Annotated in this window: 23 protein-coding genes; 11 read left to right on the top strand and 12 right to left on the bottom strand. The window is 65.3% G+C overall.

What is annotated here, in order from left to right; genetic code table 11:
• Window positions 1–97: 97 nt before the first annotated feature.
• The 9 genes from QRN45_RS06275 to QRN45_RS06315 all read left to right on the top strand — a co-directional run bounded on the left by QRN45_RS06275 (window position 98) and on the right by QRN45_RS06315 (window position 10,387).
• Complete coding sequence (locus QRN45_RS06275; protein WP_078105535.1) at window positions 98–589, top strand: hypothetical protein; 492 nt, start codon at window positions 98–100, stop codon at window positions 587–589.
• 14 nt (window positions 590–603) lie between these two features.
• Window positions 604–1,095 (top strand): peptide-methionine (R)-S-oxide reductase MsrB, encoded by a 492-nt coding sequence (gene msrB / locus QRN45_RS06280; RefSeq protein WP_284762704.1) that lies wholly within the window; start codon window positions 604–606, stop codon window positions 1,093–1,095.
• A gap of 202 nt (window positions 1,096–1,297) precedes the next feature.
• The gene (locus tag QRN45_RS06285; protein WP_284762705.1) at window positions 1,298–2,668 is read left to right on the top strand and encodes a DUF6421 family protein; all 1,371 of its coding nucleotides are present in this window, start codon (window positions 1,298–1,300) and stop codon (window positions 2,666–2,668) included.
• Window positions 2,665–3,396, top strand: a complete 732-nt coding sequence (locus QRN45_RS06290; protein ID WP_284762706.1) for an SDR family oxidoreductase — start codon at window positions 2,665–2,667, stop codon at window positions 3,394–3,396. Before QRN45_RS06285 ends, QRN45_RS06290 begins: the two co-directional genes overlap by 4 nt.
• 9 nt (window positions 3,397–3,405) lie before the next feature.
• A complete protein-coding gene (locus QRN45_RS06295) occupies window positions 3,406–4,518 on the top strand; it encodes a threonine aldolase family protein (RefSeq protein ID WP_502870699.1) in 1,113 nt (370 codons plus the stop codon).
• Window positions 4,519–4,579: 61 nt separating this feature from the next.
• Entirely contained in the window at window positions 4,580–5,245 is a 666-nt protein-coding gene (locus QRN45_RS06300; RefSeq protein WP_284762707.1) for a DUF3000 domain-containing protein, read from the top strand.
• Window positions 5,246–5,314: 69 nt separating this feature from the next.
• Complete coding sequence (locus tag QRN45_RS06305; protein WP_284762708.1) at window positions 5,315–6,667, top strand: HRDC domain-containing protein; 1,353 nt, start codon at window positions 5,315–5,317, stop codon at window positions 6,665–6,667.
• A gap of 280 nt (window positions 6,668–6,947) precedes the next feature.
• The gene (locus QRN45_RS06310) at window positions 6,948–8,240 is read left to right on the top strand and encodes a thiolase family protein (RefSeq protein WP_241708295.1); all 1,293 of its coding nucleotides are present in this window, start codon (window positions 6,948–6,950) and stop codon (window positions 8,238–8,240) included.
• A complete protein-coding gene (locus QRN45_RS06315; RefSeq protein WP_284762709.1) occupies window positions 8,237–10,387 on the top strand; it encodes a 3-hydroxyacyl-CoA dehydrogenase NAD-binding domain-containing protein in 2,151 nt (716 codons plus the stop codon). Before QRN45_RS06310 ends, QRN45_RS06315 begins: the two co-directional genes overlap by 4 nt.
• Before the next feature lie 23 nt (window positions 10,388–10,410).
• Here QRN45_RS06315 and QRN45_RS06320 read toward each other — a convergent pair whose 3' ends face one another.
• From QRN45_RS06320 to QRN45_RS06360, 9 genes are all read right to left on the bottom strand, one after another.
• Window positions 10,411–11,514, bottom strand: coding sequence for an FUSC family protein (locus tag QRN45_RS06320; protein ID WP_284762710.1), 1,104 nt, complete (start codon window positions 11,512–11,514; stop codon window positions 10,411–10,413).
• Window positions 11,515–11,554: 40 nt separating this feature from the next.
• Window positions 11,555–12,616 carry a nucleoside hydrolase gene (locus QRN45_RS06325; protein WP_284762711.1) on the bottom strand — a complete coding sequence of 354 codons (1,062 nt, stop codon included), beginning with the start codon at window positions 12,614–12,616 and terminating at the stop codon, window positions 11,555–11,557.
• A gap of 10 nt (window positions 12,617–12,626) precedes the next feature.
• On the bottom strand, window positions 12,627–13,604 hold the full coding sequence (locus QRN45_RS06330) for an aldo/keto reductase (protein WP_264637747.1): 978 nt from the start codon (window positions 13,602–13,604) through the stop codon (window positions 12,627–12,629).
• 40 nt (window positions 13,605–13,644) lie between these two features.
• Complete coding sequence (locus QRN45_RS06335) at window positions 13,645–13,860, bottom strand: helix-hairpin-helix domain-containing protein (protein ID WP_028266791.1); 216 nt, start codon at window positions 13,858–13,860, stop codon at window positions 13,645–13,647.
• Between the two features lie 30 nt (window positions 13,861–13,890).
• Window positions 13,891–14,451: a hypothetical protein gene (locus tag QRN45_RS06340; protein ID WP_078105496.1), complete on the bottom strand. Its 561-nt coding sequence runs from the start codon at window positions 14,449–14,451 to the stop codon at window positions 13,891–13,893.
• 93 nt (window positions 14,452–14,544) lie between these two features.
• On the bottom strand, window positions 14,545–16,518 hold the full coding sequence (dxs, locus tag QRN45_RS06345) for a 1-deoxy-D-xylulose-5-phosphate synthase (RefSeq protein WP_264637746.1): 1,974 nt from the start codon (window positions 16,516–16,518) through the stop codon (window positions 14,545–14,547).
• A 153-nt stretch (window positions 16,519–16,671) separates the two neighbouring features.
• The gene (locus QRN45_RS06350; protein ID WP_284762712.1) at window positions 16,672–19,485 is read right to left on the bottom strand and encodes an aconitate hydratase; all 2,814 of its coding nucleotides are present in this window, start codon (window positions 19,483–19,485) and stop codon (window positions 16,672–16,674) included.
• A gap of 139 nt (window positions 19,486–19,624) precedes the next feature.
• Complete coding sequence (locus tag QRN45_RS06355; protein WP_284762713.1) at window positions 19,625–21,022, bottom strand: class I SAM-dependent RNA methyltransferase; 1,398 nt, start codon at window positions 21,020–21,022, stop codon at window positions 19,625–19,627.
• Window positions 21,022–22,995, bottom strand: coding sequence for an APC family permease (locus QRN45_RS06360; RefSeq protein ID WP_078105500.1), 1,974 nt, complete (start codon window positions 22,993–22,995; stop codon window positions 21,022–21,024). Before QRN45_RS06360 ends, QRN45_RS06355 begins: the two co-directional genes overlap by 1 nt.
• A gap of 110 nt (window positions 22,996–23,105) precedes the next feature.
• On the opposite strand from QRN45_RS06360, the gene QRN45_RS06365 reads away from it, so the two are divergent.
• Together QRN45_RS06365 and QRN45_RS06370 are read left to right on the top strand one after the other, a co-directional pair.
• A complete protein-coding gene (locus QRN45_RS06365; protein ID WP_241708303.1) occupies window positions 23,106–23,780 on the top strand; it encodes a potassium channel family protein in 675 nt (224 codons plus the stop codon).
• On the top strand, window positions 23,777–24,508 hold the full coding sequence (locus QRN45_RS06370; protein ID WP_078105502.1) for a potassium channel family protein: 732 nt from the start codon (window positions 23,777–23,779) through the stop codon (window positions 24,506–24,508). Before QRN45_RS06365 ends, QRN45_RS06370 begins: the two co-directional genes overlap by 4 nt.
• On the opposite strand, the gene QRN45_RS06375 is transcribed toward QRN45_RS06370, so the two are convergent.
• Genes QRN45_RS06375 through QRN45_RS06385 form a run of 3 tightly spaced genes read right to left on the bottom strand, consistent with a single transcriptional unit; the run spans window position 24,478 to window position 26,382 of the window.
• Complete coding sequence (locus QRN45_RS06375) at window positions 24,478–25,284, bottom strand: DUF3159 domain-containing protein (protein ID WP_241708304.1); 807 nt, start codon at window positions 25,282–25,284, stop codon at window positions 24,478–24,480. The two genes, QRN45_RS06370 and QRN45_RS06375, sit on opposite strands and share 31 nt — an antisense overlap.
• Window positions 25,281–25,634, bottom strand: coding sequence for a hypothetical protein (locus QRN45_RS06380; RefSeq protein ID WP_284762714.1), 354 nt, complete (start codon window positions 25,632–25,634; stop codon window positions 25,281–25,283). The genes QRN45_RS06375 and QRN45_RS06380 overlap by 4 nt, the downstream gene beginning before the upstream one ends.
• Window positions 25,627–26,382, bottom strand: coding sequence for a DUF3710 domain-containing protein (locus tag QRN45_RS06385; protein WP_241708306.1), 756 nt, complete (start codon window positions 26,380–26,382; stop codon window positions 25,627–25,629). Before QRN45_RS06385 ends, QRN45_RS06380 begins: the two co-directional genes overlap by 8 nt.
• Window positions 26,383–26,398: the final 16 nt, after the last annotated feature.

Genomic DNA, 26,398 nt, shown 5'->3' on the forward strand with positions numbered 1-26,398 from the left:
CCTGGGGCGTTTCGTCCCGGGACGCGACGCCATAGCAACAACAGAATTGCCGCGCCAAACCATGCCTCCCGGCGCAGCTCAGGTCTACGCTGTAGCCATGAGTGAACCAATCGTGATCCTTACCGAAGAGCCTCTCGGCCCGGACGACCGCGTCAATATTGCCAAGCTGATCGACGGCGGAGACTCGCCCCTGGTGGTGTTGGTGCCGTCGAACACGGAACGGCACTTGTTGGTCGACTTCCTCGAGAACCTCTCGCTGCTTGACGTAGCCAAGGCATTCCGGGACCTGGTCGCGGAGGCACCGGATCCCCAGTCGGAGCGGGCACAGGCTGCGGAGACCTTGTCGGCTTCCCTCGTCGCCTTGGATGGGCTGGGTGGCGGCGTCACGGGTGAAATCGTCGACGGCGGTGCCGTGGCGGGCTTGGTGTCCAAGGTCAAGGCACTCAACGCGGCACAGGCCGTCGTGGTCACCCGCCCGCACGCGATCGCCGATACCTTCCACACGGACTGGGCGAACAAGGCCCAGGACCAGTTGGGGCTGCCCGTGCTTCATCTCTATGCCGGCTCGGGATTTATCGGCGACTCGTGAACGTTGGAGAGAGCATGAGCACTGCAGACAACAGGAAATATTTCCAAGCAGCGGACCCCTTGGCCGGGGTTCCCCACCAGGACGTCCCGAAGGACGGGCAATGCGTGGAGAAAACGGACGCGGAGTGGCGCGAGGAACTTACCCCTGAGGAGTTCAGGGTCCTCCGCCGGGCCGGAACGGAACGCCCTTACACGGGTGAGTACTGGGACACCCATACAGCGGGCGTGTACCAATGCAGGGCGTGCGGCGCAGAGCTATTCACCAGCAATGAGAAATTCGATTCCCATTGCGGCTGGCCGTCCTTCTGGGCCCCGCTCGCGGAAGGCACTGTCCGGTACATCCATGACCGCACTTTGGGAATGGAACGGGTGGAGGTCCGGTGCGCCACGTGCGATTCGCACCTGGGACACGTTTTCGAGGGCGAGGGCTACGGCACGCCGACTGACCAGCGGTATTGCATCAACTCCGTTTCGCTCAAGCTCGTCGAATCCCCGGCAGGGCAGTAAATCCGGACCCCGGCTCCGGAAGCAAACGACAAGCTACCGGCGGTCCCCCGCGGCCAGCCCTCCCCGGGCTGGATCTTCCGGGGGCTGCCGGAACCACTTGCACAAGAGTTTCTTATGCTCGTGCCGCTTTTGAATTAGCTACTCTGACTGCTTGCTACGCTCACCTCAGAACAATGATTCTTGAGGAAAGGCACCGTCGACGATGACCACCACCGTTACCACCACCCGTCCGCGCATCACGTCGGACAACCGGGACTGGATCTCCCTGAAGGCCGCAGCCACCGCGCTGCAGACATTCCAAAGCCAGGACGGTTCAATCCAGGATTCCCTCCACCATGAGGCTGCCCGGGCCTACACAGCCACCATCATGGAGGCCATCACGGCCCTGGCTCCTGCGTTCCCGCACGACGCTGCCTATCTTGACCTCCTGGTGGAAGATTTCGGCCGCTGGGCCCACGCCGGCTTCGGAGTCCCGGACTTCCTCGACTCGCTCCTGGCGTTCCAGCCGCAGGAACACCGTGAAGACGGGCTCCAGCACCTCGTGGTATTCCCCATGTACACCCAGAACGGCAGCACGAGCCGACTCGTGGAAGCCGTCCTGATCGAAGTGATCTGGCCCGAGTTCATCGGCGCATTGGAGGCCGGAGACTACTCCAACAAGCTGTTCGTCCCCATCCGCTTCCTGGACTTCACTCCCGGCTACGACACCAATTCGGCCGTGCTCTTTCCCGAGACCGTCGCAGTGCGCGAAACGCCCGCCTTCACGTGGGGCGCCATCTTCGCCGACCGCGAGGCCGCACGCTTCCGCCGTGTCCTCAAAGCGGCCGCCGCAACCACCTCCCTTGAGCTGCCGGCGGATGCCGCCGAGCTCCTGGATGACCAGGAACTCACGCAGCGGACGTTCGTCATGTGGGACCTGATCCACGACCGCACCCACATGCGCGGCGACCTTCCCTTCGATCCGTTCATGATCAAGCAGCGGATGCCGTTCTTTCTCTACTCGCTCGAAGAGCTCCGCTGCGACCTGACAGCCTTCCGAGAATCCGTCCGGATCGAAAAGGACGAGGACGCTTCCCCCGACGCCCGGCGCCACGCGAAGCTCGTGCAGTACGCGGTCATCTTCGACCGCATCTTCCGGTTCGCCATCACCGGCAACCGGGTCCGCAATTACGACGGCCTGGGCGGCCAGCTCCTCTTCGCCTGGATGCACCAGCACCACGTCCTGCACTGGACCGACAGCAAGCTCAGCATCGACTGGGACGAGGCGGCCGACGTCGTCGTCGAACTCGGCGCCCGGATCGAAGAACTGTACTGGCGCTCCATCGACCGCCCCAAGGCCGCCCACTGGCTCGCAGCGTATAAGCTCATTTCCGGTACGGTCACTCCCCACCCGGCTTCGGTCTGGGCGAAGGGCCCAGAGGCACTGCCGCTCGACGGGCCGCCCCGCGGCCTCACCGACCAGGTCCTCGACGACGAATTCCCCCTGTCCATGTTCTACGAAGCACTGGAGAAGAAAATGCGTCCGATCATCGAATCAACCACCGGTATCACCGGGCAGACCGCAGCCTCATGACGGGCGAACCGCTGACTGTCGTCGTCACGGGCGGCAGTAACTCCTCCGGCATCGCCGTGGCCCGCGCCTTCGCCCAGGCCGGGCACCGGGTCTTCACGATCGGCTCCAACGAGGCCCGCATCAAGGCCGCCGCGACCGAGGCGGGCAACGACGTCACTCCCCTCGTGTGCGATCTTTCCCGGCTGGAGTCTGTGCGCGAACTCGCCGCGGAGATCCACCAGAGCACGGAAAGGGTCGACGGCGTCGTCCACCTGGTCGGTGGGTGGCGCGGCGCCAAGGGAATCGAAGACCAGCCGGACGAAGACTGGGCCGCGCTTGAGCAAAGCGCCATCACCACCCTGAGGAACGTCTCCAGGGTTTTCTACAAGGCTCTCGCGTCCTCCCCCACGGGTCGTTTCGCCATGGTGAGTTCGACGGCGGTCGCCGCACCCGCCGCGGGAGCCGCCACCTACGCCGCCGCCAAGGCTGCGGCGGAGACCTGGACCCTGGCCCTGGCCGACGGGTTCCGCCGCGATCAATCAGGCAATAAGGACGAACCTACGGACCAGCACAGTGCGGCCGTCGTCTTCGTGGTCAAGTCGCTCCTGGACGCGGCGATGCGGCGGGAACACCCGGAACGGAAATTCCCCGGATACACGGACGTCGACGACTTGGCGGCGGCCGCCGTCGGGCTCTTCGACAAGCCGGCAGCGGAACTGAACGGACAGCGCCTCCTCCTGGCCAAATAGACTGAAAGCGTGAACGAACAAGTGACGAGCACTACAGAAGAATTCCCGGCTGCCTTCGATACGGAAGCCGGCGGGCGCCTCCACGATCCCTCCATCCGCGGATTCGCCTCGGACAACTACTCAGGAGTCCACCCCGAAATCCTGGCGGCCCTCGCCGCAGCCAATGGCGGCCACCAGGTCTCTTACGGGGAGGACCAATACACGGAACGGCTCCAGGAAGTCATGGAGCAACACTTCGGCGAGGGCATCGAATGCTTCCCCGTCTTCAACGGGACCGGCGCGAACGTGTTGTCCCTGCAATCACTGTTGCCGCGCTGGGGTGCCGTCATCTGCGCTTCGACCGCCCACATCAATATGGACGAGAACGGCGCGCCGGAGCGGATCGGCGGCATCAAGCTGCTCCAGGTCCCCACTGTGGATGGCAAGCTGACCCCCGGGTTGATCGACCGCGAAGCCTGGGGCTGGGGCGACGAGCACCGTGCGCAGCCCCTGGCGGTCTCCATCACGCAGACCACGGAGCTCGGCACGTGCTACACGCCGGAAGAGATCCGGGCGATCGCCGACCACATCCATGCCAAGGGCATGAAACTGCACATGGACGGCGCCCGGCTCGCCAATGCCGCCGCACACCTTGGGTTGCCGTTGCGGGCCTTCACCCGCGACGCCGGAGTGGACATTTTGTCCTTCGGCGGTACCAAGAACGGGCTGCTGTTCGGCGAGGTTGTCGTTGCCCTGAATCCGGAGGCCGCCCACGGACTGAAGTTCCTGCGCAAGATGAACATGCAGCTTGCCTCCAAGATGCGCTTCATTTCGGTCCAGTTCATCGCGCTTCTTGAGTCCGGGCTGTGGCTTCGCTCTGCGGAACACGCCAATGCCATGGCCTCGCGGTTGCGTACAGCCGTCGACTCCATCGAGGGTGTGGAGCCGACCCAGGCCACAGAGTCCAACGGCGTCTTCGCGGTCCTGCCCGCCGGCGTCGCTGATCGCCTCCGATCCTCCTTCAAGTTCTACGACTGGAACGAAGCGAACCGCGAGGTGCGCTGGATGTGCTCCTTCGACACCACGGAAGAGGACATCGATTCCTTCGTTGCCGCAATCAAGCGCGAACTGGCGTCCGCATAGGGCATGGGACGGGGCGGCGTGGCTTCAAGGTTTCGCCGCCCCTGACACATAATCTGCGAAGGTGAACGCACTCGCACAGGTTCCCGCGGATTTCTTGCATGCGTTGGGAACGCTACGAAAAGCAAAGTGCCGGAGCGAGCTGCGCCTCGCGGAAATCCCGGCGCCGTCCCGCCTGGCGCCCTTTGCCGTGGCCTTGGGCGCCGAGGTCTTCAGCCGGTCGGCGCGTCCCGGCCAGACTCCTGTCCATGGCCCCGCGGCCATGGCATTTTCCCGTGAGAACAACGCGGGATCCCCCGGCGCGGCCGATGACGACGACGATGAGCTCGCAACAGGCAGGTTCATCCTGCTCCACGATCCCGACGGCTCGGCTGTGTGGGACGGGGAATTCAGGATCGTCACCTATATCCGGGCCCAGCTCGAAGCCGACATGGGCAACGATGCCATGCTCGGTTCCGTGGCCTGGACGTGGCTCGTGGACGCCCTGGAGAACCACTCAGCCCGGTACCGGGCCGCGGGCGGAACGGCCACGCGCATCTTGTCCGAGAGTTTCGGCACTTTGGCCGAAAGACCGGAAACCATCGACATCGAACTCCGTGCCTCATGGACACCTGCGTCTTCCGATGTCCAGGCCCATCTGGAGGCCTGGTGTGACATGGTCTGCACGTTCGCAGGGCTTCCTCCCCTGCCTCCCGGCGTCACGCCCCTGCCGAACCGGAGGCTCACATGAAGCCTGTGACGGTCCGCTGGAAGCTCCGGCCGTACCGGCCAGGCACAGAGTCGGTAAACTGAAGGCACCATGACCCCTGAAAACCTGGAACCCACCACGGCCGGCGCTCCGGCTGCTGATCCCACACCACACATCACGGTAGACGGCTTTGAAGGTCGGATACCCGAGATCATCGATCTGGATGCCCCGCGCGAGGGCGTGCCCCTTGTCATCGACACGCTCGCCGGCCTGGAGCGGTGCGCGGCCGCCATCGCCGCAGGATCGGGCCCCGCCGGGGTCGACGCCGAGCGGGCCTCCGGCTTCCGATACGGGCAGCGCGCCTTCCTGGTGCAGATCAGGCGCGACGGCGCAGGAACCTGGCTGATCGACCCCGAACCCTTCGATGACTTGAAAATCATCAACGAGGCGCTGCGCGGCGTCGAGTGGATCCTGCACGCCGCCACGCAGGATCTTCCGTGCCTGGCCGAGCTTGGCATGTGGCCCGACAAGCTCTTCGACACGGAACTCGCCGCACGCCTCGCCGGGCTGCCCCGCGTAGGCCTCGCAGCCGTCATCGAGCAGCTCCTCGGCTTCGGCCTCGCGAAGGAGCACTCGGCCGCCGACTGGTCCACCCGGCCCCTCCCCGAACCGTGGCTGCGGTACGCGGCCCTCGACGTCGAGGTGCTCGCCGAACTGCGTGAAGAACTCATCGAACTCCTGGAAACAGACGGCAAGCTCGAATTCGCCGAACAGGAATTCGCGGGCATCCTTGGAGCAGGCCTTCCGGTGCCGCGGGTGGACCCGTGGCGCAAGACTTCCGGGTTGCACCAGATCCGCGACCGCCGTCAATTGGCTGCCGTGCGTGAGCTTTGGTACGAACGGGATCAGCTCGCGCGCAAACGGGATGTTGCACCCAGCCGCCTCATTCCCGATTCCGCCCTGGTCGCCGCGGCCAAGGCCATGCCGGCAACCGTTCCGCAACTCCTGGCCACCAAAGGCTTCCACGGGCGGGCCGCACAGCGCGAAGCACCACGCTGGCTGCGCTGCATCGCCGGCGCACGGAACACCGAGGACCTTCCGCCGCTGCACCTTCCAACCAACGCTCCCCCACCGCCGCGTGTCTGGACAGACCGCGATCCCGACGCCGCGGCGCGCCTGGGCACTGCACGGCCCCGGCTTCAGGAAGCGGCCGATGGGCTCAAGCTCCCCGTGGAGAACCTGCTCACCCCGGATTACATGAGGCGCGTGCTGTGGCGGCCTCCGTCGGACATCACCGTGGAGTCCGTGTCGGAAGAGCTGCGCGCCCTCGGCGCCCGCGAGTGGCAAATCGCCATCACGGCGCCGATCCTCACCGAGGCGTCACTGAATCCGCAACCGTTGCCGCCCAAGGAACCCAAAGAGCCGCGGAACCCGGCTTCCAAGGAACGAACCCCGGCCCCTTAGCGGAAGGTTCCGGCACCCCCCGGCGTCGCCCGCTCACAAACAAACCCTTCCGGCGCGACCCCCGCTCACATACAAGCCTGTTTCCACGTCCATTCATGAGTGATGTGAGCGAGGGTCCGTCGGAAACCCTTCATACGTGAGCGGGCGTCCGGCGGAAAGCCCCCATATGTGAGCGAGGATCTCCTTGCGCGCTAAGTTACTGACGAGTAACATGGCCGTGAATGAGACCGGCTTCCCCTCTGCGGGGTGTCCGGCATCCATGTCTCAACGAGGAGCCACAATGAGCCAAACCGGAAACAGCGCCACGCCGCGTACAGTCCGCGACGTCGTCTTCGTGGACGGTGTCCGGACGCCGTTCGGCAAGGCCGGCGACAAGGGAATCTATGCGGGCACCCGTGCCGACGACCTCGTGGTCAAGTGCATCCGCGAACTGATGCGCCGCAACCCGAGCCTGCCCGCCGAGCGCGTCGACGAAGTGGCCATCGCCGCCACGACGCAGACCGGCGACCAGGGCTTGACCATCGGCCGCACCGCCGCCCTCCTGGCGGGCCTTCCTCGCAGCGTGCCCGGCTTTGCCATCGACCGCATGTGCGCAGGTGCAATGACCGCGGTCACGACGACGGCGAGCGGCATCGGTTTCGGCGCGTACGACGTCGTGATTGCGGGCGGTGTGGAGCACATGGGCAACCACCCGATGGGCGCCGGCGCGGATCCCAACCCCAGGTTCATGTCCGAGCGGATCGTGGACCCGGCCGCCCTGAACATGGGCAACACCGCCGAGAACCTGCACGACCGTTTCCCGTCGATCACCAAAGAGCGGACGGACACGTACGCAGCGGCGTCGCAGGCAAAGCTTGCCACGGCTTACGGCAAGGGCCGGATCCAGCCCGATTTGGTCCCGGTCGCCACGATGAAGCCCGGACAGGGGTGGACAGTGAACACTGTCGACGAGCCGCCGCGCCCCGGCACCACGGTGGACGACCTCTCGGAGCTGCGCACCCCGTTCAGGGCCCACGGCCGGGTCACCGCAGGCAACGCCGCCGGCTTGAACGACGGCGCGACGGCGGCAGTCCTGGCCTCCGCAGAGGCCGCTGAGGAGCTTGGCCTGTCCGTGAAGATGCGCCTGGTCTCCTATGCCTTCGCCGGCGTCGAACCCGAAGTCATGGGCATCGGACCGGTCCCGGCCACCGAGAAGGCCCTCAAGAATGCCGGACTCGGGATCGAAGACATCGGCCTCTTCGAGATCAACGAGGCCTTCGCCGTTCAGGTCCTGAGCTTCCTGGACCACTTCGGAATCGCCGACGACGACCCGCGCGTCAACCGCTATGGCGGGGCGATCGCCGTCGGGCATCCCCTCGCGTCCTCCGGAGTGCGGCTCATGAACCAACTTGCCCGCCAGTTCGAGGAAGACCCGTCCGTCCGGTACGGCATCACCACCATGTGCATCGGCCTGGGAATGGGCGCCACAGTAATCTGGGAGAACCCTCACCACCCGAGCTACAACAGCCACACCATCGACCACAGCGAGACCCGGAGCGCCGTCGACACCGAGAGCAAGGGAGCCGCAGCATGAGCGCCGCAGAATTCCAGAAACTGGCCGGACTGTTCCCGGATGAGACAGTGACCCACTCCTACGTCCAGGACATCGAACTCCCCGGCAACGCAGGAACGTTCGCCCTGATCACCCTGGACAACGGCCTGGACCACACCAAGCCCACCACCCTCGGACCCAACACCCTCGTCGAGCTCGGGACGGTCCTTGAAGGACTCAAGGACCGGGCTGCACGCGGCGAGATCGTCGGCGTCGGCGTCACGGGCAAGCCGTACTTCCTGGTGGCCGGAGCGGACCTTTCGGCGGTCAAGCAGCTCGAAGAGCGCGAACACGGCCTGTGGATGGCCCAGCTGGGCCACGACGTCTACGCGACGCTCGCCGATCTGGGTGTTCCCAGCTTCGCCTTCATCAACGGCCTCGCGCTCGGTGGCGGCCTCGAAATCGCCCTCCAGTCCACCTACCGCACGGTCTCGACGGGCGCGGGCGCCCTCGCTTTGCCCGAAGCGTTCATCGGGCTTGTCCCCGGTTGGGGCGGCGTTTACATCCTGCCGCGGCTCATCGGCCCGGAAAACGCCGTCAAGGTCATGATCGAGAACCCGCTGAGCAACAACCGCACCCTCACCGGCCCCCAGGCTTTCCAGCTGGGCATTGCCGACGCCATCTTCGAACCCGCGGATTTCGTGGAGCAGTCCATCGCCTGGGCCGCGAAAGTGATCGCGGGTGAAGCCGTCCCGGGGCGGAGCAACTCCGTGGACCCGGAGGATCCCGCCGTTGCCGAACGCTGGGCCGGCGCCGTGGCTGCGGGCCGGGCCTTCGTGGAGGCCAAGACCTCAAACGCATCACCGGCTCCAGCCAAGGTGCTGGACATCCTCGAAGCCAACAGGACCATGGGCAAGGCGGAATCCGCGGCCCTGGAATGCGAGACGCTCGCCGACTTGATGCAGACGGACGAGTTCCGTTCCACCGTCTACGCCTTCCTCGACCTCGTGCAGAAACGGTCCAAGCGTCCCGCCGGCGCACCCGACCGCAAGCTCGCGCGTCCAGTGACGAAGATCGGCGTCGTCGGTGCCGGCCTGATGGCGAGCCAGCTCGCGTTGCTGTTCGCACGCCAGCTCAAAGTACCCGTGGTCCTGACGGACATCGACCAGGAACGCGTGGACAAGGGAGTTGCCTACGTCCATGCGGAGGTGGACAAGCTGCTCGGCAAGAAGCGGATCAGCTCCGACGCCGCCAACAGGACCAAGGCCCTGGTCAGCGGCTCCGTCTCCAAAGAGTCTTTCGCCGATGCGGACTTTGTCATTGAAGCCGTCTTCGAAGAACTCAATGTCAAGAAGCAGGTCTTCGCGGAAGTGGAGGCCATTGTCTCCGCCGAATGCATCCTCGCGACCAACACCTCCTCGCTCTCAGTGACCGCGATGGCCGAAGATCTGCAGTACCCGGAGCGCCTGGTCGGTTTCCACTTCTTCAACCCCGTTGCGGTCATGCCGCTCCTGGAGATCGTGCGTGCTCCGAAGACCGACGACGCCGTGCTGGCCACCGCGTTCGAGCTCGCCAAGGGCCTGAAGAAGACAGCGGTGCTGGTCAAGGACGCCGCCGCTTTCGTCGTCAACCGGATCCTGCTGCGGCTCATGGGCGAAGTCATTGCCGCATTCGACGAAGGCACGCCGGCGGAAGTGGCCGATTCGGCGCTGCGACCCATGGGCCTGCCAATGAGTCCGTTCACCCTCAGCGCGATGGTGGGCCTTCCGGTCGCCCAGCACGTCCAGGAATCGCTGCACGCTGCCTTCGGCGAACGTTTTGCGGTGTCCCAGAACCTGCAGAAGCTGGTTGACAATGGCGTGAAGTCGCTCTGGGTCCAGGGTCCTGACGGAAAGCCGGCGATCCCGGCGGAGACGTTGGCCCTCATGTCCTTCGGCAGCACCGCGTCCACGGCCGAGGAAGTCTTGCGTCGCACCCAGGACGCCCTGGCCGAGGAAATCGGACTCATGCTCTCCGAAGGCGTGGTGGCCGGTCCCGAAGACATCGACCTCTGTGTGATCCTCGGAGCCGGCTGGCCGATGTTCCTGGGCGGGATCACGCCGTATTTGGACCGGGTGGGCGCCTCCGAGCGGGTCAACGGCAAACGCTTCCTGGCACCCGGGATCGCTTCGAAGCCCGTAGCCGGGTAGCTCCCGGCTCCTCGTGACGTCGGCTATGCCGCCTGCCGCGTACCGCGCCAGGCGGCATAGCCGATGACCAGCGAAATGAGGCAGCCAATGGTCGTGTCGACCAGACGCTCGCCGAGGAGTGAAGGGGACAGCTGGTGCCCCAGGCCGCTGAGCACCGCGACAAGCGGGGTCATGACCAACGCATAGGCCGTGTAGTTGGCGGCCTTGAGGTATTGCCGGGCCGCCCCGACGACGCAGATGATGCCGACGGTTGCCCAGATCGGAAGGGCACCGAGGAGCAGTCCGCCCACGAGGACACCCAGCGCCGTACCCAGGCCTCGCTGGACAGTGCGCGCAAGACCGGCCCGGTGGTCGCGTTGCACCACGAGCACGACCGTCAGCAGGATCCACTGGGAGTGCGGGCCTCTCACGAGAATGGCCACCACCTGGGCGGCGATCATGCAACTCGCCAAACGCAGCGTGTATTGCCAACCGGACAGGGTTCCCATCCGGCGTCGCCATGCCCCGAGGTCCTTGTGCCAGGAACGCCGCGCTGGGGCCACCTCCGCGGCGGTTTTACCCAGGAGGTGGTATTCGACGCCGAACACCAGCAGCGTCAACAGGCTTCCCCCGAGCGCTCCGGCAGCGAAGAACCACAGCAGGGTTTCGATCGGGACCGCACTTGAGCCGAGGGAGGCACCGATGATCATGAAGACGATGGCCTGGGTGCTCGCCTTGGCTGCGCTCGGCCGAAGACCGCCAAAGATGGTAGCGATGGCAGCGAGCGTGACAATGAGGATGCCGCCCCACGGCTGAAACACGGTGCTGAGCATGCCGGCCGCCGCCCCGCAGGCACCGGCCAGCGAGGTATTGAGCAGCTCCAGGGATCTGTATTTCAGGCCGCCCACGTGGCCGCTTCCGGAGACGAGCAACGCGCCGAGCGCAGCAACCATTCCCGCCCCGATGTCGCCAAGGACGAGCCCCAGGACGATCGGGACCCCGAGTGAGAGTCCCGCGGTCACGACGTGGACCACGTTGAGCTCTACCCGTTTCCAGCGCGTGGCGTCGACAATCACGTCGCGTCCTGCGCTGGAAGCGCGTTTGAGGTGGTGACGCCAGCGCGGTGGTGCCGCCAACGGATCCGTCATGCTCCACCTCGTTTCAGGGACGCTCCCATCCGGCCGTCTCTCACAGCCTCCGGGCGAGCGCGCCCAATGAGCTCACGAGTTCGGTGAAGGCTTCGCTCGGGTGGTTTTCCGAGACGATGCGCGCGTTGGGCGGCTCGCCCCACAGTCCGCGGAAGTCCGCCACAGTGGTTCCGAAGAGCCTGGGGGCTGCTGTCTCGACGTGCACTGTCGCCGCGCGGGTGCTGTACCTGGCGGTTCCGGCGGCGGCTGATGCGGCGAAGTAGTCGTGGATGTGCGCCACGTAGCCTTGGCCGTAGTGGCGGTGGAATTCGAAGTAGAAGCGCAGCATATCGCTGACGTGCCGCACGAGTTCGTTGGACGCGGTGCTGCGCCGCCCTTCCGGCTGCTCCGGAAGGACAAGTTCCGGCTCCGTGCAGCCTGCCTCGGAAGCCAAGGCGGCTACGTGTTCGGGCGTCAGTTCGATCCGTTCCGTAGTCTCCAGGGCGCACACCACCGGCAGCCGCTCCTCGGGAATCCCGGAGTAGGCCTCGAACACCTCCGCGGCTGCGTGCGGATCAACGTGGGTGTTCCACTCGGCGGTGGGCGTCGTGTTGCCCTGGTAGTAGTAGCTGCCACCCATGATCACGACGCCGCGCAGCAGGTCGGGCAGCCGCGGCTCGGCCCGCAGGGCGAGGGCGAAGTTGGTGAGGGGCGCCGTCAGCAGGGCGGTCAGCTCCCCCGGCCGTGACCGGGCCGCTTCGACCCAGAGTTCGACGGCGTCGACGTCGTTTACTTTTCCGCGCGGTGCCGGCAACTCGGCGTAGCCGACGCCTTGGGGCCCGTGGGTTTCCGGCGTGGTGGTCAGCGGGATCCGCAGCGGCGCCCGGGCGCCAATGGCAACGGGCACGTCGGGGCGGCCGCACAGCTCGAGCAGGGACAGGTTGTTGAGTGCCACTTGCTCCGCCGCGACGTTGCCCGGGGTGCTGCTCACGGCAACGAGCTCCACCTGCGGCTGGCTGCACAGATAGGCCAGGGCGAGGGCGTCGTCGATTCCCGTGTCGCAGTCCACCAGCAAGCTCACGGGCTCGCGTCGGCCTCCAGCTGTCGCCTGCTCCCCGCTCATGGAACGCTCCTTAGAAGAGGGCAACCTTGGGGGTACGCGGGAAGATGTCATCCAGTTCGGCGCGTTCCTCAGCCGTGGGTACCCAGCGCACCGCCTTCGCGTTTTCGGCGATTTGCGCCGGGCGGGTGGCTCCTGCAATAACGCTGCTGACCGCGGGTTGGGCGGCCAGCCAGGAGAAGGCCAGCTGCAGTTCGTTCAGGTCCCGCTCCTTGGCGAACTGGCTGAACCTGCCCAGCTGGACCCAGTCGGCGTCGTCGACCATGTTGGTCCGCGTGTGGCTGAGGCGGGATCCTTCCGGGGCGTTGCCAGGGGCGTACTTGCCCGTCAGGAGGCCGTTTGCCAAGGGGAAATAGGGCAGGACGCCGAGTCCGAAGGCCTGGGCGGCCGGCAGCACTTCGAGTTCCGCGCGGCGGTCCAGCAGGTTGTAGTGGTTCTGCGTCGAAATGAACCGCGCACCGCCCTGCATCCGGGCGACGTACTCGGCTTCCGCGATCTGCCAGCCCGCACGGTTGGAGTGGCCGATGTACCGGACCTTGCCGCTTGTCACGAGGTCGTCGAGGGCTGCGAGGGTCTCGTCAACCGGGGTGAGGAGGTCCGGGGTGTGGTACTGGTAGAGATCAATCCAGTCGGTGCCGAGGCGGCGCAGCGACGCCTCCGCGGCCTGGACGATGTAGCGGCGCGATCCCCGCGCGCCGAAATCGTTGCCGTTGGCGCCATGCATGTCCATGCCGAATTTCGTGGCCACGATCGCGTCGTCCCGGCGACCCTTCAGGGCGCCGCCCAGCATGGTCTCGCTGAGGCCGGGCTCCCGGCCATAGACGTCTGCAACATCGAAAAGGGTCACACCGGCGTCCAAGGCGGCATGCACAACCGCGTTGGTACCCTCCTGCGATTCCGTGGCGGTATTGGCCCGGCCGAGATTGTTGCACCCCAAACCGACTACTGAGACGGTTAATCCGGAATTTCCAAGACGGCGATATTCAGTCATGGTTTCACCCTACAACGCCCGCGAGGGGCCGGTCCGCCGCTCAGGATCCGAAGGCGATTCCTGCCTCTTCCATCGCGTCGTGCAACTGGGCCATGACCTTGGGGCCCATGCCGTGCAGGGCCGCCACCCGCCCCTCACCGAACTCGGCGAGTTGTTCAAGGGTTTCCAGACCCTCGTGGGCGAGTGCCCTCCGCGCCGGAGCGGACAAGCCCTTGGGCAGCGGAGTGTGTCCGGGCCAGTTGCTCTTGGGCGCCATGTTTGTCCCTTCGAAGCGGTGAAGTAGTCCTTAGAGGGTAAAGCCCGCACCGGTTTTCGGCGAGTGCTTTACTTTGAATGCGGTGGGTTCGGCATGGGGTGCTGCCGCGATGCTCAGCTTCGTGAAGTCCAGGTCTTCTCCCCGGATGCACACCTTGATGGCGTTGACGGCTTTGTTGACGTCCGGGCACAGGCAGAAAATGTTCAGCTTCGAGTCGCTGATATCGGAACGGTCCACGGTACCCAGGCCTCGCCAGGCCAGTTCGCTCGTCAACGCGGCCTTGGCCTTGCGTTCGAGGTAGCGGTCGCGGTCGGTGCCGTCCTTCGTCTTCAGCGCAATCTGCGCGACCACCCAGAACTGCTCGGTCTCGGGAATCTCCGCATAGCCGTCTTCTTCGCATTGCGCGGCAAAAGCCGTCATGAGTCCTTCGACGGCGGATTCGTCCTCGACGTCCGTTTCGTCAGTGCTGCTCTGGTGTCCTACGACCCCGTGGTTGATGACGAACTGCTTGAATTCGTCGTCATACCAAGCCTCCCGGAAATGCAGGACCGCTTCGTCGTCGCGCTTATACGTGCGGATGATGCCGCTCATGCTTGTCCTTACTAGACCACTCCGGGCAGGTGCCGTGTGGACCTGCACCGCCGAAGAGGTGCTTGATTGTTGAATACCGCCCGGAACAGCCACTTACAGCGTGGGGAGGCTGCCCGTCGTGGGATGTTCTTGTCCCGGCAGGGGCCGCGCGAAAGGCACCTTTGTCCCCAGAACCTGCGCGACGACGTCGTGCGTTATCTGTTGGGCGGTGAGCCCCACCCGCTCGAGAACCTGGCTCCTGGTTCCATGGTCGAGGAACTCGACCGGAAGCCCCACTTCGTTGAGGGCCGTGTCCACGCCAGCGGCGCGCATCTCCTGCCGGATCCTGGATCCGACGCCGCCCGCGCGGACGCCGTCTTCGATGCAGATCACCAAACGGTGCCGCGCCGCGAGGGCAATGATGGACTTGCGCACGGGCAGGACCCACCGCGGATCCACCACGGTGGAACTGATGCCTTGGGATCCGAGCCGGGACGCGACGTCGAGGGCAAGTTCGGACATCGCGCCGACGCTGACAATCAGGACGTCGTTCTCCGTGGAACCTTCGGGGCGGCGCGCCAGCACGTCGACGCCGTCGGAAAGCCGTTCGATCGCCTCGATCTCGCTTCCCACACTGCCCTTGGAGAAACGCACCACGCTGGGTGCGTCGTCGATCGCTACCGCTTCGCGGAGTTCTTCGCGCAGGCGGCTGGCATCCCTGGGAGCCGCGAGATGCAGCCCTGGAACGATCTGGACCATCGCCATGTCCCACATGCCGTGGTGGCTGGCCCCGTCCGGGCCTGTCACGCCGGCGCGGTCCAACACGACCGTCACCCCCGCTTTGTGCAGGGCGACGTCCATGAGGAGCTGGTCGAAGGCACGGTTCAGGAAGGTCGCATAAACGGCGACGACGGGGTGCAGTCCGCCAAAGGCCATGCCTGCGGCCGACGTGAGGGCGTGCTGTTCTGCGATGCCGACGTCGATCACCCTTTCCGGGTGGCGTTCCGCGAACTTGTGCAGTCCGACGGGAATCAGCATGGCCCCGGTGATGCCGACGATGTCTGCGCGCTCGTCGGCGATGTCCGCGATTTCCTCGGCGAACACGGATGTCCACGAGCGTGCCCCGCCGGCTTCGGTGGGTTCGCCGGTTTCGGGATCGATGATCCCGACGGCGTGGAACTGGTCCGCCTCATTGGCGAGGGCAGGTGCGTAACCGTGCCCCTTTTCGGTCATCGCATGGACGATCACCGGGCCACCGTAATTCCGGGCAGTCGTGAGCGCGTGTTCAAGGGCCCGCATGTTGTGGCCGTCAACCGGGCCGATGTACTTCATGCCGAGGTCTTCGAACATGCCTTGCGGAGCCCACCAGTCCTTGATGCCCTTCTTCATGGCATGCAGGCTCTTATAAGTGAACTGGCCGATCGGTCCGCCGCTCTGAAGTTTCTTCTTCCACCAGTCCAGCACCACTTCGTAGGTGGGGGCTGCCCGGAGGGAGTCGATCGTGGGGCGTAGTGAAGCGAGGTAGTCTGCCACGCCGCCGACGGTCGGCGCATAGGAGCGTCCGTTGTCGTTGACGACGATCACCACGCGGCGTCGCTTGTCCGCAGCAATGTTGTTGATCGCCTCCCACGCCATGCCGCCCGTCAGGGCGCCGTCACCGACGACGGCGACAACGCAGCGATCGCCCTCGCCGGTCAGCTGGCGGGCCCGGGAGATGCCGTCCGCCCAGGACAAGGACGAGGACGCGTGGGAGCTTTCCACGATGTCGTGCTCGGACTCGGCACGATCGGGGTATCCGGACATGCCGCCCTGCTGCCGGAGGGTGCTGAAATCCTGCCTGCCGGTCAGCAATTTGTGGACGTAGGACTGGTGGCCGGTGTCGAAAACGATACTGTCGCGCGGGGAATCGAAGACTTTGTGGATGGCCATGGTGAGTTCCACCACGCCGAGGTTCGGTCCGAGGTGACCACCTGTTTGGGCGACGTTGGTGATGAGGAAAGTCCTGATCTCGCCTGCAAGCTGCTCCAACTGCTGGCTGGTGAGCTTACTCAGGTCCTGCGGATTCCGGATTGTCTCCAAAAGTCCCAACGGCCCCTCCTTAGGGTGATTGACGTGCTATACAACTCTAACGCCTTGGCCGGAGCCAAGGCCGCAGGAAAGGCTACAGCCCCGGCCGGTCGATGACCAGCCGGGGCTGTAGCTGTTGCCTGTCAGCGCTGGCGGGGCCCGCGCTGGATTCGGCTAGTGTGCCGAGATTTGGCGCAGGACGTACTGCAGGATGCCGCCGTTGCGGTAGTAGTCCGCTTCGCCCGGGGTGTCGATGCGCAGCACTGCGTCGAAGGACGTGGTGCTGCCGTCCTCGGCCGTTGCGGTGACCTTGAGCGTCCTCGGCGTCGTGCCGTTGTTCAGCTCGGTGACGCCCTCGACGGCGAACGTTTCCGTGCCGACCAGGCCGAGCGACGCAGCGGTCTCGCCGGCCGGGTACTGCAACGGGAGGACGCCCATGCCGATGAGGTTGGAGCGGTGGATACGCTCGTAGCTTTCGGCGATGACGGCCTTCACGCCCAGCAGCGCGGTTCCCTTGGCAGCCCAGTCGCGGGAAGAGCCGGAGCCGTATTCCTTGCCGGCCAGGACCACCAGCGGGGTGCCGGCTGCCTGGTAGTTCTGGGCAGCGTCGTAGACGTAGGCCTGCGGGCCGCCGGCCTGGGTGAAGTCGCGGGTGAAGCCGCCTTCGACGCCGTCGAGCAGCTGGTTCTTGATGCGGATGTTCGCGAAGGTACCGCGGATCATGACCTCGTGGTTGCCACGGCGTGAACCGTAGGAGTTGAAGTCCTTGCGCTCCACGCCGTTGGCCAGAAGGTACTGGCCTGCCGGGGTGTCCGACTTGAAGGAACCTGCCGGGGAGATGTGGTCCGTGGTGACGGAGTCGCCGAGCTTCAGCAGCACACGGGCTCCGGCGATGTCCGTTACCGGTTCCGGCTGCGCCTTCATGCCTTCGAAGTACGGGGGCTTCCGCACGTACGTGGACTTGGCGTCCCAGGCGAAGGTGTCGCCTGCCGGGGTGTCGAGTGCCTTCCAGCGGTCGTCGCCGTCAAAGACGCCTTCGTAGCCGCGGGCGAACATTTCCTTGTCGATCGAGGAATCGATCACCTTCTGGACCTCGACGGGGTTCGGCCAGATGTCCTTCAAGAAGACATCGTTGCCGTCCTGGTCCTGGCCCAGTGGATCGGCGTCGAAGTCGAAGTCCATGGTTCCGGCCAGGGCGTAGGCGATGACCAACGGCGGCGACGCCAGGTAGTTCATCTTGACGTCCGGGTTGATGCGGCCTTCGAAGTTGCGGTTGCCGGAGAGGACAGCGGTGACGGAAAGGTCGTTGGCCTGGATGGCCTCGGAGATCTCTGCGTCGAGCGGACCGGAGTTGCCGATGCAGGTCGCGCAGCCGTAGCCCACGATGTAGAAGCCGAGCTTCTCCAGGTAGGGAGTCAGGCCGGACTTCTCGTAGTAGTCGGTGACGACCTTGGAGCCGGGAGCGACGGACGTCTTGACCCACGGCTTGGACGCGAGGCCCTTGTCAACGGCGTTGCGGGCAAGCAGCGCGGCTGCCAGCATCACCGAGGGGTTGGACGTGTTGGTGCAGGACGTGATCGAAGCGATCGAAACTGCACCGTGGTCCAGTTCGAATTCGCGGCCGTCAGCTGTTGTGACGCTCACCTTGTTCGACGGACGACCGTTGGACTTCGGACCGTGCGAGTGCGGAGCTACGTCGGCCAGGTGCGTCGCAGTGGCGGTGAACGACGGCGAATCGGAGGCCGGGAAGCTCTCGTCGATCGCTTCGTCCAGGCTTCCGTCGGCCAGGTCTTCCTTCACGTAGTTGCGCAGGTCCTCGCGGAACTGGGCCTTGGACTCGGTGAGGATGATGCGGTCCTGGGGACGCTTCGGACCCGAGATCGAGGGAACAACCGTGGACAGGTCGAGCTCGAGGTACTCGGAGAACTTGATCTCGTGTGACGGATCGTGCCAGAGGCCCTGTTCCTTCGCGTAGGCCTCGACCAGGGCAACGTTCTGCTCGGAGCGGCCGGTGAGGCGCAAGTAGTCGAGCGTGACGTCGTCGATCGGGAACATCGCTGCCGTGGAACCGAATTCCGGGCTCATGTTGCCGATGGTGGCGCGGTTGGCCAGCGGCACGGCCGCGACGCCTTCGCCGTAGAACTCCACGAACTTGCCGACCACACCGTGGTTGCGCAGCTGCTCGGTGATGGTCAGGACGACGTCGGTGGCGGTGGCGCCGGCGGGGATGGAGCCCGTGAGCTTGAAGCCGACAACGCGCGGGATCAGCATGGAAACTGGCTGGCCGAGCATGGCGGCTTCGGCTTCGATGCCGCCTACGCCCCAGCCCAGCACGCCCAGGCCGTTGACCATGGTGGTGTGCGAGTCGGTGCCGACGCAGGTGTCGGGGTAGGCGCGGAGGACGCCGTCGACTTCGCGGGTCATGACGGTGCGTGCCAGGTATTCGATGTTGACCTGGTGGACGATGCCGGTTCCCGGGGGAACAACCTTGAAGTCGTCGAAAGCCGTCTGGCCCCAGCGCAGGAACTGGTAACGCTCGCCGTTGCGCTGGTATTCGATCTCCATGTTGCGCTCGAGGGCGCCGGAGTTGCCGAAGGCGTCGATCTGCACGGAGTGGTCGATGACCATCTCGGCCGGAGCCAGCGGGTTGACGCGCTTGGGGTCGCCGCCGAGGTCCTTGATGGCTTCACGCATCGTGGCAAGGTCAACGACACAGGGAACCCCGGTGAAGTCCTGCATGATGACTCGGGCCGGGGTGAACTGGATCTCGGTGTCTGGCTGGGCATTCGGATCCCAGCCGGCCAAGGCGCGGACGTGGTCGGCCGTGATATTGGCGCCATCTTCCGTCCGCAGCAGGTTTTCAAGCAATACTTTAAGGCTGAACGGAAGGCTGTCTGCGCCCTCAACGGAGTTCAACCGGAAAATTTCATAATCGGTGCCGGCTACATTCAGTACGCCTTTGGAACCGAAGCTGTCCACAGTGCTCATGGCAGGACTCCTCTCGCAACAGCTTTCATCTTTGTCGCGTGGTTGACCGCTAGCTAGTTAGGCAAACCTAAGCTAAGCAACTGCCGGCCGGTGGAGAAGTGAAGCGCGACGTAGGACTTCTCCACCATCGTAGTGGTGGCTATGCCGCGGGCACCAGCAATGCAACGGTCTCCAGATGATGTGTGTGCGGATACAGGTCAAAGGCACGGAGGGATTCGAGGCGCCATCCGCCGTTCCGGAAGTACCCCAGATCACGCGCGAAGGAGGCCGGATCACACGACACATAGGCGATGGCGCGCGGCCCGGACTCGATGAGCTGGCTGACCACAGCCTTGCCGGCACCGGCGCGGGGCGGGTCGATCACCAAGGCGTCGAAGCTCCGGGGGCGCTGCCGGAGGACACGTTCCACCCGGCCCTGGACGATTTCCACCTGGGTCTCTCCATGCAGATTCTTGCGGGCGTCCCGGCTGGTCCCGGGCGATCCCTCGACGGAGAGCACCGAACCGGTGATCCCCACGGCATCGGCCAATGGTGCAGTAAACAAACCGGCTCCGGCGTAAAGATCGGCGACGGCCGATCCCGGAAGGAGGTACCCGCCGTCGTGCAGGAATCCCGTCACCGCTCCCACCAGGGTGGCGGGCGCATCCTTGTGGATCTGCCAGAACCCTTCTCCCGTGACGCGGTATTCATGACCGGCAGCCGATTCCTGGACCCACGTCCTGCCGCGCAACTGCAGGACGTCGCCGCCCACGGGGTCGAAGCTGGCCACGGACACGTCATGCGGGATCTGGCCCAGGATCCGGTTCAGGCGCCGGGCATCGGTGCCTTCTTCCGGGGCGAGCAGCACGAGCGGACGCGATCCGTTCGCAGGCGCCGCCACTTCCACCCGCGAGATCCCCCGCAGGTCGATGTCCCAAAGCCGCAACTCGTTGATGCCCGGCAGTGCCAGGGGCATCTCGTGGACCGGAATCACGACGTCGGAGCGGTGGGCATGCATCCCCAGCCGGCCGGCCGGGGTCACAGCGAAGCTGGCCCGGGTCCGCCAGCCGAGTCCGGTTCCGCCGTCGGTCCCGGTAACGCCGCCGGAGCCCGGGTCACCGGCGGCTGCGGGCTCCACGTCGACAGTGAGTTCGACGCCGGCGAGCCGTTTCAGCTGCTCGGCGAGGACTTCGGACTTGAGGAGGCGCTGCCGTTCCAGTGTTACGTGCCCGAGTTCCGCGCCGCCCACGGGCGGACCGCCTTTGCCCCATGCGGCAAGTGAGTCGGCGAGCGGCCAGAAATGGCGGATCCGGTCGTCCGACGCTTCCAGGACGTCGACGACGTCGGCACGCCAGAAACGGGACGACTCCCCCGCGTCGGTCAGCCGGACCCGGACCTTTTCGCCCGGGATGCCGTGCCGGACAAAGATGACGCGGCCTTCGTGCCGCGCGACGAAGTGGCCGCCGTGGGCGACCGGGCCGACGTCCACCACCAGCTCCGTGGCAGCTCCGTCCTGGGCCGTGGGCGAGCTGGATTCGGTGTTGCTGGGGTGCGTCATCAGGTATCCTGCAATGCCTTTGCTTCTTCGGAGGACTTCAATTGCCATGGGACGCTGGCCACCATGACGCCGGGTTCAAAGTGGAGCCGGGCCTTGATGCGCAAGGCGGTCTGGTTGTGGACGAGCTGTTCCCACCACTTGCCGACGACATACTCCGGGATGTAAACCACGATCAGGTCCCGCGGAGAATCGCGGCGCATGTTCTTGACGTAGTCCAGGATGGGGGTGACGGTCTCGCGGTACGGGCTCGCCAAAACGGTCAACGGGACCGGGATGTCCAGCTTGTCCCACGCCTCGACCGTGTGCGCGGTTTCCTCGTGGTCGATGTCGACGATGATGGCGTCCAGCCGGGACGGCCTCGATGCCCTCGCGTAGGCGAGGGCACGCAGCACCGGTTTGCGCACATGGGACACCAGGAGCACGGCATGGACCCTGGTGGGCAACGCGCGGGGCGACGAGTCCTCGTCAACGGCCAGCTCCTTGGCCACATTGTCGTAGTGGGCGCGGATGCTCCACATGATGAGGAACAGCACGAACATCGCCAGGAGCGCGATCCAGGCTCCCTGCTCGAACTTGGTGATGAGCACGATGGTCAGAACCAGAGCCGTCATGGCGAAGCCGAGCCCGTTGATGGTGCGGGACTTCACGATCCTGCGGCGGACGGCTTTGTCCTGCGCAAGCTTGAGTTCCCTGCCCCAGTGCCGCACCATGCCCAGCTGGCTCATCGTGAACGAAATGAAGACGCCGACGATGTACAGCTGGATCAGCTTGGTGACATCGGCGTTGAAGGAAATGATGAGGACCAAGGCTCCGGCTGCAAGCGCCAGGACGCCGTTGCTGAAAGCCAGGCGGTCTCCGCGGGTCCGAAGCTGGCGCGGAAGGTAGCCGTCCTGGGCGAGGATGGACCCCAGCACCGGGAACCCGTTGAATGCGGTGTTGGAGGCGAAGACGAGGATGACGCCGGTGGCGGCGACCACAATGTAGAACGGGAGGGACCCGGCACCGAAAATGGTCTGCGCTATCTGGCTGATGGCAGGGTTCTGGATGTAGTCGCCCGGCAGCGGTTGCCCATTCAGCAGGAATTCCTTGGCCGGATCCAGCACGATGTGGACCTTGGTGGCGTTGGCGAGGTAGATGATGCCTGCGAGCATCGCCGAGGCGATGACTCCGAGCAGCAACAGCGTGGCGGCCGCGTTCTTGCTCTTGGGCTTCTTGAAGTTCGGCACACCGTTGCTGATGGCCTCCACGCCGGTCAGCGCTGCGGCGCCGGAGGAGAAGGCCCTCAGGAGCAGGAACGCCCCCGCCAGGCCAACGAGCCCCTGGTCGAATCCCTCTTGCGGGACGATCGTGAAGGCCGCCGACGGGGCCTGGCCGAGTTGGCCTGTGGCCGCCTGGAAGATACCGACCGCCGTCATGCCCAGGATGGAGAACATGAAGATGTAGGTGGGAACCGCGAAGACACTGCCGGCTTCCTTGATGCCGCGCAGGTTCACGAGTGCCAGCACCACAACGCCGACAGTGGCGATGAGCGCCTGCTGCCCGTGCATCGAGGGGATCGCTGTGGTCAGGTACGCCGCTGCGGAGGACATCGACACAGCGACCGTGAGGACGTAGTCCACCAACAACGCGGCGGCGACGGTCAGTCCGGCGAACTTCCCCAGGTTGACGTTGGCGATTTCGTAGTCTCCGCCACCGGAGGGGTAGGCATGGACGTTCTGCCGGTAGGAGGCAACGACCGTGAGCAAGACCACCATGACTGCGAGGCCCACCAGCGGCGAAATGGCCACGGCGCTCACGCCCGCGAGGGCCAGCGTCAGCAGGATTTCGTCGGGGGCGTACGCCACGGAGGACAGGGCGTCCGAAGCGAAAATCGGCAGCGCGATGCGCTTGGGAAGCAGTGTGTGGGCCAGGCGGTCGTTCCGGAAAGGCCGCCCCACCAACACCCGCTTCGCGGCGTTGAGAATTGTCAGCACTCCGCAAAGCTACTCTGAATCGAACGCGATGTCATGACGGCGGACTGGCTTCCGCGACTTGCCCCGGTAGAGTCTTACCGAGCGGCATGCATAAGAGTGAAGGAGAAACCGTGGCTCACTTTGTGATCATGGGTTGCGGACGAGTTGGCGCAACGTTGGCGCACACTTTGGAAGACGCCGGCCATTCGGTGGCAATCATCGACCAGGACGATCGTGCCTTCCGCCGTTTGCGCAGCGGATTCACCGGCAGGAAAGTCACGGGGGTCGGCTTCGACCGGGACACCCTCAAGCAGGCGGGCTGCGAGGAGGCGTACGCTTTCGCCGCTGTCTCCAGCGGTGACAATTCCAACATCCTGGCCACCCGCGTAGCCCGCGAAACATTCCATGTTTCGCATGTTGTTGCGCGCATCTACGATCCAGGCCGCGCCGAGATCTATCAGCGCCTCGGCATCCCCACGGTTGCCGCCGTGCGCTGGAGCGCGGACCAGGTCCTGCGCCGGATCCTGCCCGAACAACATTTGGCCGGGGACTACCGCGAGCCATCGGGCCGGCTGGTTTTGTCCGAAGTGGACCTCAACGAAGGCTGGATCGGGCACCCATTGACTGCCATCGAAGCAGCGTCCGGAATCCGCATCGCCTTCCTTACCCGCTTTGGCGAGGGTGTCCTGCCCCAGTCCGGAACGGCGTACCAGGAGGGTGACACCGTGCACGCCATGTTGAATCTGGACCGCAGCGCCGAGGTAGCGCGCATCCTTTCCAGCGCACCCGCCAAGGAGTCTGAGTGAAAGTCGTTATTGTCGGCGCGGGCAGCGTCGGTTCGTCGATCGCGCGCGAATTGCTCGCCCACAAGCACGAGATCATGCTGATCGACCTCAAGCCGGAGGTCATCGGACGCAGCGGACTCCGCGGTGCCCGCTGGTTGGTGGGCGACGCGTGCGAACTGAGCACGCTGCAGGAAGCGAAGCTGGAAGGGGCCGACGTCGTCGTGTCCGCGACCGGCGACGACAAAGTCAACCTTGTGGTGTCCTTGCTGGCCAAGACCGAATTCGGTGTGGGCCGCACGGTGGGCCGGGTCAACAACCCCAAGAACGACTGGATGTTCAACGATTCCTGGGGCGTCGACGTCGCCGTCAACACCCCGCAGCTCATGACGGCGCTCGTTGAAGAGGCCGTGGAAATCGGCGACCTCGTCCGCTTGCTGACCTTGCAGACCGGAGTGTCCTCGCTCGTGGAATTCACGGTTCCCCACGACTCGCACATCATCGGCAGCACCGTGGGCGGCATCGAATGGCCCGAAGACGCCACCTTGGTGGCGATCCTCCGGGATCATGCCCCCATCACACCCAGCCGCGACGACGTGATCGACGGCGGCGACGAACTGTTCTTCGTCACGACCATTGCGGCCGAGGACGGCCTGAGGGCTTTGCTCTCCCCGTCCGCCGCGGACCACGGTTCAGCCGACGTCGAGGAAGAGTTCTCGGATCAGTCCGACGACGACGGTTTCGACGGCTGAGCATCGCGGTTCGGCTTCTGGCCCGGCACCGGCCGGGTCAGGAGCCAGGCAATCCACAGGCCCAGGATGTACAGCGGGGCACCCATGATCAGCCGCATCGTGGCGAGTGCGGCAAGGCCGGGATCACCCATGAAATACAGGGGCACCTGGACCACAAGCCGTAGCGCCAGCACGGCAATGACCACCCACGTACCGATGGAATAGGCCCGCAGGCGTTCCGGGTTCTTCCGCCATTCGAAGCCTTCGTTGCGGACGAAACCGAACAGCAGGCCGGCGATCGGCCACTTGACCAGGATCGACAGCACCATTCCCACGATGTAGGCGATATTCGTGTAGAAACCCAGGACGTAGAAATCCTCTGCCTTGCCGGTGGTGTTCGCGAGCCAGGCGGAGATCGCGACGCCGGCGATCCCGGCAAGCGCCTGGGTCAACGGGCGCCGTTGGACCAGCCGGACCACGGTGAAGACTGCTGCCGCCGCGAGGGAGGCAATCAGGGAGGCAGGAAGGTCTCGGGTGACCATGAAGGCGATCAGGAAGACGAGGCCGGGCACGATGCTCTCGGCGATTCCCTGCACGCCCCCGGCCGATTTGAGGATGTCCACGTGCCCGTGGCTGTTGCGTTGCAGCCCGGCTTTTTCGGCGTAGCCGGCGGCGATGTCCGCAATGCTCGGCCCCTGGGCACCCTGCCGGGACTCCCCTGCCGGGCCGGTCTTTTCGTGCGCTGGCTTTTCCTGTGCTGGCTTTTCCTGGGGATCGCGTCCGTTGGCGACGGTCATTGGTGCTCCTGCCGGGAGAGGATTTCATAGCGCGGATTGAACATCGTGGGCATCCCGTCCCGCGGAGTGACCATGCCTTCGAGCCGCAGGACAGTCCCGGTTTCGATGCCGGGCACCTTCCGGCGCCCGAGCCAGATGACGCGCAAGCGGGTCAACGGGCCCGTGTCGCCCCTGTGCGCAATCCGGTCGACCAGGATCGCCGAGAAGTGACTTTGCTCGTTGGCGGGCTGGTAGGTCACCGACTCGATGAAACCCGTGCAGTCGACCCGGCCCCGTGCGGGGATTTCAGTGAGGGGCACTGACGTCGGGGTGCCATGCGCGGCAGCGGCGCGGGCCGCTTTGTCAGCCAATCTGGGTGATCTCCGGGCCGCGTTCTGGCCGCTGAAGCTCCGGCGTTTCGTCAGTCACACCATGCTGCCCGGACCCGGAGGCCACGGCATCCTTGGGCAGCTTCAGCTGAAGCAGCTCGCGGGGCGGCATGGGGTTGTCTCCGCGAATGACCACAACCTTGCGGAAGAGGTTCTCGAGTCCTTCGGCCGCGTCCCTGTCCAGGGCCGCGTGCCCGCCGATGACGCCACGAAGGAACCAGCGGGGCCCGTCCACGCCCATGAAACGGGCCGCCCGGAAGCCGCGTCCGCCGTCGGCGGATTCGGTGGGAAGTTTGGCGACGAGTTCAGTGCCGAACGTGCCGGCAATTTCCTCGACTTCGCCTCCCTGGCTGGCCACCGACTGGCCGATTTGTTCGCGGATCTCGTCCCACAGCCCTTCGGAGCGGGGAGCGGCGAACGCCTGGAGCTGGAGGCTCGATCCATCGAGGTCCATGGTGACCGCGACGACCCGCTGGGTTGCCTCCTCCACCTCGAGGCGCAATTGAAGACCCTCGGAAGGTTCGATCAGCAGGGCGCCAAGATCCACGTAGCCATCCTGGCTATCAATTTCACTGGCATCCAATGGCCCCTTGGACAGACGGAAGTCGCCCTTGGCGGCCCCACTGGCTTCCGTGCCGGCCTCCTGCCGCGACGTCGCGGCATCGGCCTGCTCAGTACCGTTGTCTTTCGGCTGCTCAGCCTTGGACTTCTTTCCGCGCCCAAAAAGCATCGGGTTGTCTCCTTAG

It is taken from the genome of Arthrobacter sp. efr-133-R2A-63, assembly GCF_030209795.1.
GTDB lineage: Bacteria > Actinomycetota > Actinomycetes > Actinomycetales > Micrococcaceae > Arthrobacter > Arthrobacter bambusae_A.